This is a genomic window from Celeribacter marinus, from assembly GCF_965656515.1.
GTDB lineage: Bacteria > Pseudomonadota > Alphaproteobacteria > Rhodobacterales > Rhodobacteraceae > Celeribacter > Celeribacter marinus_D.
Genome location: NZ_CBFHKW010000124.1, coordinates 1 through 1,145, shown reverse-complemented (window position 1 = coordinate 1,145; position 1,145 = coordinate 1). Strand labels below are relative to the sequence as shown.

The 1,145-nt window shown below is 48.0% G+C and carries 2 protein-coding genes; one reads left to right on the top strand and one right to left on the bottom strand.

What is annotated here, in order from left to right; translation table 11 throughout:
* Nucleotides 1-72: 72 nt before the first annotated feature.
* Nucleotides 73-993, top strand: coding sequence for a ParB/RepB/Spo0J family partition protein (locus ACTG34_RS13800; protein WP_439105439.1), 921 nt, complete (start codon nt 73-75; stop codon nt 991-993).
* Between the two features lie 2 nt (nt 994-995).
* On the opposite strand, the gene ACTG34_RS13795 is transcribed toward ACTG34_RS13800, so the two are convergent.
* The gene (locus ACTG34_RS13795; protein ID WP_439105440.1) at nt 996-1,121 is read right to left on the bottom strand and encodes a hypothetical protein; all 126 of its coding nucleotides are present in this window, start codon (nt 1,119-1,121) and stop codon (nt 996-998) included.
* Nucleotides 1,122-1,145 lie beyond the last annotated feature (24 nt).

The following is a 1,145-nucleotide window of genomic DNA, read 5'->3' as shown; positions in this document are numbered from 1 at the left end:
CGATCCAACGTCTAAAGGGAGCGAAGCATACCGCTCGTTGGCAAAAGAGTTTGTGGGCAAGAAAGGCCAATCATGACGCAGAGCACTGGAAATTTGAAAAAACGTGGTTTGGGTCGAGGGCTTTCCTCGCTTATGGCTGATATAAATCAAGGAACAGATGTTTCTGACACGACCGCTTTGCCGGATGCACCCAAAAAGCTTGAAATGATCGTTCCGATTGAGCGTGTTGCACCCAATCCTGAGCAGCCGCGCCGCCGTTTTGATGAAGAAAAGTTGAAAGAACTATCAGATTCGATCTCTGAAAAGGGCGTTATCCAACCTTTGATTGTCCGCGCTAATCCTCGTCGCGCAGGCGACTATGAAATTGTCGCTGGTGAACGCCGCTGGCGCGCCTCACAGATGGCCAAGCTTCATGAAATTCCCGTTATTTTGCGTGAGTATGACGACACAGAAGTCCTTGAAATTGCGATTATTGAGAACATCCAACGCGCAGATCTTAATTCGATTGAAGAAGCTGTAGGATACGCGCAGCTAATGGAGAAATTCGGCCACACTCAGGAACAACTTTCCAGTGCTTTGGGGAAGAGTCGCAGCCACATTGCCAATATGATGCGCCTATTGCAGTTACCAACCGATGTTCAGGGGCTTTTGGAACGGGGTGACCTAACCGCTGGCCATGCTCGGGCACTCATAACGTCAGCAAATCCGTCAGAGCTGGCGCGGGATGTAGTTAAGCGAGGGCTTTCGGTTCGCGATACTGAAAAGTTGGCGAAAAAGAGCAAAGAACCTCTTGTTTTGAAAACTAAAACGTCACGAAATAGTGTCGAAAAAGACGCTGATACGCGTGCACTAGAGGCTGATCTCAGCTCGTCAATTGGAATGCCGGTAGACATTCAGCATCAGAGTGGAAGTGAAAAAGGCCGCCTTTCCATCGAGTATGCGACCCTTGATGACCTTGATGCGATTTGTCAGATTTTGTCGCGCGGTGTTTAACGTTAGGGAAGTAGTTCTCTAACGATAGCATTGATTAACGGCCTCCCACTGTCTGTTACGACAAGGTGGCCGTCATTAACCTCAAGCAGTCCATCGGCTTGTAAGTTATTGATTTTATATGGAAATATATCATCAGTTAGGCTCTTAATGCG